The organism is Caulobacter sp. P1_B12_2 (genome assembly GCF_056406675.1).
The window spans coordinates 1-6,915 of record NZ_JBFTZS010000242.1 but is presented as its reverse complement, the minus strand read 5'-3'; the positions used below and the strand labels follow the sequence as shown (position 1 = coordinate 6,915).

The following is a 6,915-nucleotide window of genomic DNA, read 5'->3' as shown; positions in this document are numbered from 1 at the left end:
CGATAGCGGGCCTCGAAGGACGCAGGACGCTTCAGCCTACTTGATCAGCTGCCACTTGCGCGCCCACCGGCCCTTGCCGAAGCGCGTGAGGATCAGCAGGTAGAGGCCGGCATAGATCACCGTGCCGAGGCCGACGAGGCCCATCGCCCAGGGCCCTGGCGCATGCCAGGGCGGCGGGACCAGCCAATTGTGCGGTGGGGCGGTCAGCTCCAGCCAAAGCCCGCCCACCCACGCCAGCGAGAACAGCAGCACGGCCGGATAGCGCAGCAGCGGGCTCTTCTGGACCAGCAGCAGGAACTGGATGAAGGCCACGGCCAAGCCGGCGGCGATCGCCGCGCCGGCCGTCAGCCAGCCGTTATGCGCCAAGGCCTTGACCCGCACGGCGGCCGAGAACGCCGCCCACAGCGGGGCCCACAGCACCGGTCCGAACATCAACAGCAGGATACCGAACCCGACCAGAACGCCCAGACCGCCGCCGATCACCTGACCGGCCGCCTCGCCCGCCTGGTGGGCGTGGCCGTGCGGGTCGCCGCTGGGGTTCTCAGGGGTGGCCTTCAGGACGGTGTTCAGGGACGGCAGCGGACCTTCCGGCGGCAGCGGAAGCATGTTGCTGGTCCTGTTTCCCCCCGCCCAGGTCATGTCAGGTTCGCCGGCTGACCGCGAAGTCGGCCAGGCTCTCGAGACTGGTGCGCCAGTCGTTGGCCGGGAAGTCCGACAGCGCCGCCTTGGCCTTGTCGGCATAGTTGGCGGCGAGGTCCAGCGTGGCTTCCAGCGAGCCGGTGCCGACGATCAGTTCGCGGGCCCGGCGGAAGTCGGCTTCGGTCTGTTCGCGACGGCCGATGGCCCGCTCCCAGAACTCGGCCTCACGGGGGCCAGAGCGGGCGATGGCCAGCAGCAGCGGCAAGGTCGCCTTGCCTTCGCGGAAGTCGTCGCCGGCGTTCTTGCCCAGGGCCTCGGTGGTGCCGCCGTAGTCGAGGGCGTCGTCGGCCAGTTGGAAGGCGAGGCCCAGGTTCATGCCGTAGGCGCGCAGGGCGTCCGACTGGGCGAGCGAAACGCCAGCCGAGACGCCGCCGGCTTCCGAGGCCGCGGCGAACAGCTCGGCGGTCTTGGCGGCGATGATTTCCAGGTACAGCGCCTGGGACAGGTTCAGGTCGTGGCTGCGGGTGAGCTGCAGCACCTCGCCCTCGGCGATGACGCGGCTGGCCTTGGCCAGGATCTCCAGCGCCTTCATCGAGTTGGTCTCGACCATCAGCTCGAAGGCCCGGGCGAACAGGAAGTCGCCGACCAGCACGCTTTGCGCCGCGCCCCAGATCAGGTGGGCCGCGACCTTGCCGCGCCGCAGCTGGCTGCCGTCGACCACGTCGTCGTGCAGCAGGGTGGCGGTGTGGATGAACTCGACGGCGGCGGCCAGCTTCAGGCAGGTGTCGTTGTCTGACCCGGCCAGGCGCGCGGCGGCCACGGTCAGCAGCGGACGCAGGCGCTTGCCGCCCGCGGCGATCAGGTGCTCGGCCAGGGCGGGGATGACCGGCACTTCGCTTTGCATGCGCGCGGTGATCAGAGCATCGACCCCGGCCATGTCGGCGGCGGCCAGCCGCACGAGACGATCCACCGATCCCGGCTCGCGGGCGAGGGTCGCTGCAGCTGCGTCCAAAACCATACTCTCCCTGCTGACGCCCGCCGGCGGTCGGCGTGCGCCTCGCGTCCCTTGGGCTTGATCAGCCGTTGCGAGCGACAATGGTGGCGGGATAGGTCAGGGTCAAGGCGAGCACAAGGCTTGAAACGTTGCCGAACGAGATACCCGCGTCCGCGAAGCCTTCGGGCGTCACCGAGGACACCGTCCTGAACGGCCGCGTGAGGCTGCGCCAGCCCGTCGCGGGCTACCGGGCGGGCATGGACGCGGCTCTGCTGGCGGCCGCCTGCGACGCCGATCTGGACGACCGGGTAATCGAGGCCGGCTGCGGTGTCGGCGGCGCGCTGCTGGCCGCGGCGGCCCGCCGTCCGGGCGCCCGATTCGTCGGATTGGAGCGCGATCCCACCGCCGCCGAGCTGGCGCGGGGCAATACGGCGCTCAACGCCCTCCAGGATCGCGTCGAGATCGTCTCCGGCGACGTTGAGCGCGGCTTTCGCGCCCTGGACCTGCCAGTGTTCGACGCGATCATCAGCAATCCGCCGTTTTTCGACGATCCCGCCGCCCTGCGCGCGCCCGCGCCGGAGAAGTCCGGCGCCTGGATGGCCGACGGCGGCCTGGCGGCTTGGACGGCCTTTTGTCTGAAAGCGGTGCGCGAAGGCGGGACCATCACCCTGATCCACCGCGCCGACCGTCTGGCCGACATCCTCGCGCTGCTGGCCCCCAAGGCCGGCTCGTTCAGGATTCGCCCCGTCTCGCCCTTCGCTGACGCCCCGGCCAAGCGGGTGATCGTGCGGGCCATCAAGACCGGCAAGGCCCCGCTGGTCCTGCTGCCGCCCCTGGTGCTGCACGAGCGCGAGGGGGCGGGCCATTCGCCGGCGGCCGAAGCCATCCTGCGCGGCGACGCGGCGCTCGGCTGGTGAAAATCATATAAGGATATCTTTATATCCCTCTTGACGGTCGACTGGAACGCGCGCTCTCTACGCTCGTCGTGGTCTGCGGGCGTTCGCGCGTCCGGAGCTAAGAGGGAAGTCGGTGAGGGCCTGAAAACCCGAATCCGGCGCTGCCCCCGCAACTGTGAGCGGCGAGCCGCTGTCCGTTACGTGTCACTGACGCGCCGAGCTGGATCGGTGGCGTGTCGGGAAGGCCAGGACAGGGGCGCTGACCCGTGAGCCAGGAGACCTGCCCCGACAGATAACGTCCTCCGGCGGGGTGCCCGGTCTGGTCGCTGGCAAGGCGCGACCGGACACGCATGTCCGTGCGCGATCCCCTGCGCGCGTCCCGACCAGCCTCCGTCACATCACCGGCAGAGGCTTTTTGAAATGACCGTCACCGTCGCCACCCTGGGCTTTCCCCGCATCGGCCCGCGCCGCGAGCTGAAGCTCGCGCTCGAGGACCATTGGGCCGGCAAGATCGACGCCCCTTCCCTGCTGTCCACGGCCGCCGACCTGCGCGCCAAGGCCTGGATCCGTCAGAAGGCGCTGGGCGTGGATCACGTGCCCAGCAACGACTTCTCGCTCTACGACCACGTGCTGGACGCCAGCGTGATGGTCGGCGCCATCCCGGCGACCTACGGCTGGACCGGCGGACCGGTCGACACCGCGGCCTATTTCGCCATGGCGCGCGGGACCCAGGACGAGGCGCAGGTCTGCGAGCACGGCCACCGTCACGCCAGCGGCGCGGGTCTGCCGGCCATGGAGATGACCAAGTGGTTCGACACCAACTATCACTACCTGACGCCCGAGCTGTCGCGCGGCCAGGTCTTCACCCTGGCTTCCACCAAGCCGATCGACGAGTTCCTGGAGGCCAAGGCCCTTGGGATCCGCACCCGGCCGGTGCTGCTGGGCCCCGTCACCTTCCTCAAGCTCGCCAAGACCCGCGATCCGGGCTTCTCGACCCTATCGCTGCTGTCGTCGCTGATCCCGGTCTATGTCGAGGTGCTGCGGCGCCTGGCGGCCGCCGGGGCCGACTGGGTGCAGATCGACGAGCCCTGCCTGGCCCTGGACCTGACCGACTTCGAGCGCGGCGAGCTGCGCCGGGCCTATGGCCTGCTGACCCACGCCACGCCCGGCTTGCGCATCATGCTGACCAGCTATTTCGGGGCCTATGGCGACAACCTGTCGACCGCCGCCAACCTGCCGGTCGACGGCCTGCACGTCGACCTGGCCCGTGCGCCTGAACAGCTGGACGCGGTGCTCTCGGCCGCCCGTGAAGGCCTGGTGCTGTCGCTGGGTGTGATCGACGGCCGCAACGTCTGGCGGGCCGATCTGGAGGCTCTGCTCGACCGTCTGGACCCGATCGTCTCCAAGCGCGGCGGCGACCGCGTCATCCTGGCGCCGTCGTGTTCGCTGCTGCACACGCCGATCGACCGGGAGCTGGAAACGGGCCTGGATCCGGAGGTCCGCCAATGGCTGGCGTTCGCCGTTCAGAAGATCGAGGAGCTGACCGTCCTGGCCAGGGCGCTGAACGAGGGTCGCGACGCCGTTCGGCCGGCCCTGGAGGCCGCATCCCAGGCCGCCGCGGCACGACGAGCCTCGCCTCGCATCCACGATCCGGCCGTCCAGGCCCGGCTGGCGGCGGCGACGCCCGACGACGCCCGACGCGCCGCGCCGTTCGGCCAGCGCATCGTCCTGCAGCGGGCCAGCCTGAACCTGCCGCCCCTGCCGACCACGACGATCGGCTCGTTCCCCCAGACCAGCGCCGTGCGCAAGGCCCGCTCGGCCCACGCCAAGGGCGCCCTGGCCGACGCCGACTACCAGGTCTTCCTGCGCGAGGAGACGGCCGCCGCGGTGGCCTGGCAGGAGGAGATCGACCTCGACGTGCTGGTGCACGGCGAGTTCGAGCGCAACGACATGGTGCAGTATTTCGGCGAGCAGCTCTCGGGCTTCGTGTTCACCAAGCATGCCTGGGTGCAGTCGTACGGCTCGCGCTGCGTGCGGCCGCCGATCATCTTCGGCGACGTGTCGCGGCCCAGAGCCATGACGGTGGCGTGGTGGCGCTACGCCCAGTCGCTGACCGACCGGCCGATGAAGGGCATGCTGACCGGCCCGGTCACCATCCTGCAGTGGTCGTTTGTGCGCGACGACATCCCGCGCAGCCAGACCTGCCGCCAGATCGCCGTGGCGATCCGCGACGAGGTGGTCGACCTGGAGGCGGCCGGGGCCAAGATCATCCAGATCGACGAGGCGGCCCTGCGCGAGGGCCTGCCCCTGCGCCGCGCCGACCGCCAGGCCTATCTGGACTGGGCGGTCGAGGCCTTCCGCCTGACGGCCTCGGGCGTCCGCGACGACACCCAGATCCACACCCACATGTGCTATTCGGAGTTCAACGACATCATCGCCGCGATCGGGGCGATGGACGCCGACGTCATCTCCATCGAGACCGCCCGCTCGAAGATGGAGCTGCTGGACGCCTTCGAGGCCTATGCCTATCCGGCCGAGATAGGGCCCGGCGTCTACGACATCCATGCGCCCCGCGTGCCGGGCCCCGAGGAGATGATCGCCCTGCTGGCCAGCGCCGGCGCACGGCTGTCGCCCGGCCAGCTGTGGGTCAATCCCGACTGCGGCCTGAAGACCCGCAAATGGGACGAGGTGCGGCCGGCCTTGGTCAACATGGTGGCGGCGGCGAAAGCGGCGCGGGCGGCCCTGGCGGCGGGGTAGCGCTCGCTCGGTTCACCTCACGCACTTGCCCCCTACGGATCGCTTCGCGATCGTCTTCCCCCATAGGGGGAAGAGGAGCGGCGCGCGCGGCGTCCTCCGCCCCCCATGGGGGGCGGACAGGCGGCGAAGCCGCCAGGTGGGGGCAAGTGCGTGGGCCTCCCCCTACTCCGCGTAGAGCGCCAGCGCCTCCAGGCACATCTCCAGCCCGGTCAGGTCGTGGAGCGGATCGTCGGTGATGATCACGAACAGCCGCCGGGCCTCGGCCCACAGCATCACCGTCTCGGGCAGGCCGAAGTCCTCGACCACGCAGCCGTCGCCGTCGCGCCAGACGCCGTGCTCGTCGCGCTGGGCGCCGACATGCACCTCGACCCGGTCGACATATTCGGCCTCGCTCTCGTCGGCCACATTGACATAGGCCATGATCGGCCGGCCCAGCCCGGCCAGCACCCCGGCCTCGAAGGCGGCGGCGCTGGCGCAGGACGGACCACGGAACGGCGTCAGATTGATGATCCCGGCGTCGGCCTGCCGCAGCTTGGCCATTCTCTCGGCGTAGAGTTCGCGGGCCTGGATCTCGACATTGTCAGGCTGGGTTTCGACGATGGCGGGAGCGGTCAGGCCGGTGAAGCCGTTGTCTTCACAGAGCGCGCGTTGGCGCGCGGCCTGAAGGGATGCGTCGGGGAGCCAGGGCTCGGGTCCGGCCAGCCAGATGGAACGTAYGGGTCTCATGGCCCCTTAGAACTTGCCGAAACGGGACGCTGTCAACCGCCTTGAGGACCATGATCACCCTGGACCGCCGCACTTTGATCACCGCCACCGCCTCGGCCCTGGTTCTGCCCGGCCTCGCCCCCAACCCAACGAGGGCCGCCACCAGCGACCCCTGGCTGGCCTATGACCGCCGCCTGCGCCGCCAATTGGCCGAAAGCCGAGGCGATTTCGATGCCGATTTCGAGACCGACCTGCACGACCTGGGCGACATCTTCCGGCGCGGACGGGGGCTGTCGGAATTGGCGCCCGATCCCGGCCTGACCCTGGCCGCCCGCGCTCATGCCGCCGACATCGCGCGCACCGGTGTCTTCGACCACATGACCCGCGAAGGCTTCGGTCCCGCCGCTCGCGTTGGCCTGCTGGCCCGCGACCTGATCGGCGCCCCGGCCGAGAACATCGCCGAGCGCCTGAACGCCGACGGCGCGGTGCGGTCCGAGCAGATCATGGGCCAGTGGAAGACCAGCCCCGGCCACCGCGCCAACCTGCTGGCGCCGGGCTTCACCCATGTCGGCTACGGCGTGATGCGCCAGGGTCGCGAGGTGATCGCGGTCGGCGCCTATGCCGAGGTCTCGGCCCGCCTGGCCGTCCCCGCACCGCTGCGGGTGGCGTCGGTCGCCGCCATCGCCTCGGCCCTGTCGAACGCCGTCCCGCGCATAGACCAGTTTTCGGTGTCGGAACCCGGCGCCGAGGCGCTGGTGGAGACCTATGTCGAGGCCCCGGGCGCCCAGACCCTGCCGCCGGGCGCCTGGCAGCTGCGCCCGCACCTGTCGACCGGCGCGCGGAAGTATCAGGTGGCTTGGGGCCCGGTGTTCGTGCTGGGCTAGCTGACGAAAGGCCCTTGGCGGATCCATCACCGCCAAGGGC

Annotated in this window: 6 protein-coding genes and 1 riboswitch; of the genes, 3 read left to right on the top strand and 3 right to left on the bottom strand. The window is 70.4% G+C overall.

The window, feature by feature from the left end; genetic code table 11:
• Positions 1-36: 36 nt before the first annotated feature.
• Positions 37-606 (bottom strand): hypothetical protein, encoded by a 570-nt coding sequence (locus AC1DZ6_RS15355; RefSeq protein ID WP_477098024.1) that lies wholly within the window; start codon positions 604-606, stop codon positions 37-39.
• Between the two features lie 34 nt (positions 607-640).
• Complete coding sequence (locus tag AC1DZ6_RS15350) at positions 641-1,651, bottom strand: polyprenyl synthetase family protein (protein WP_477098026.1); 1,011 nt, start codon at positions 1,649-1,651, stop codon at positions 641-643.
• Positions 1,652-1,890: 239 nt separating this feature from the next.
• Here AC1DZ6_RS15350 and AC1DZ6_RS15345 point away from each other — a divergent pair, with 239 nt between their 5' ends.
• Complete coding sequence (locus AC1DZ6_RS15345; protein WP_477098025.1) at positions 1,891-2,550, top strand: tRNA1(Val) (adenine(37)-N6)-methyltransferase; 660 nt, start codon at positions 1,891-1,893, stop codon at positions 2,548-2,550.
• 52 nt (positions 2,551-2,602) lie between these two features.
• Positions 2,603-2,831, top strand: a riboswitch (cobalamin riboswitch).
• 118 nt (positions 2,832-2,949) lie between these two features.
• Positions 2,950-5,286 carry a 5-methyltetrahydropteroyltriglutamate--homocysteine S-methyltransferase gene (gene metE, locus AC1DZ6_RS15340; protein WP_477098023.1) on the top strand — a complete coding sequence of 779 codons (2,337 nt, stop codon included), beginning with the start codon at positions 2,950-2,952 and terminating at the stop codon, positions 5,284-5,286.
• A gap of 162 nt (positions 5,287-5,448) precedes the next feature.
• On the opposite strand, the gene AC1DZ6_RS15335 is transcribed toward metE, so the two are convergent.
• The gene (locus AC1DZ6_RS15335) at positions 5,449-6,012 is read right to left on the bottom strand and encodes a nucleoside 2-deoxyribosyltransferase (RefSeq protein ID WP_477098022.1); all 564 of its coding nucleotides are present in this window, start codon (positions 6,010-6,012) and stop codon (positions 5,449-5,451) included.
• A 50-nt stretch (positions 6,013-6,062) separates the two neighbouring features.
• On the opposite strand from AC1DZ6_RS15335, the gene AC1DZ6_RS15330 reads away from it, so the two are divergent.
• A complete protein-coding gene (locus tag AC1DZ6_RS15330; RefSeq protein ID WP_477098021.1) occupies positions 6,063-6,875 on the top strand; it encodes a CAP domain-containing protein in 813 nt (270 codons plus the stop codon).
• The last annotated feature ends 40 nt before the right edge of the window (positions 6,876-6,915 follow it).

Excerpts from the sequence above, each read along its gene's own strand:
- AC1DZ6_RS15355 (WP_477098024.1), bottom strand. The coding sequence starts at position 606 with ATGCTTCCGCTGCCGCCGGAAGGTCCGCTGCCGTCCCTGAACACCGTC.
- AC1DZ6_RS15345 (WP_477098025.1), top strand. The coding sequence starts at position 1,891 with ATGGACGCGGCTCTGCTGGCGGCCGCCTGCGACGCCGATCTGGACGAC.
- metE (WP_477098023.1), top strand. The coding sequence starts at position 2,950 with ATGACCGTCACCGTCGCCACCCTGGGCTTTCCCCGCATCGGCCCGCGC.
- AC1DZ6_RS15330 (WP_477098021.1), top strand. The coding sequence starts at position 6,063 with ATGATCACCCTGGACCGCCGCACTTTGATCACCGCCACCGCCTCGGCC.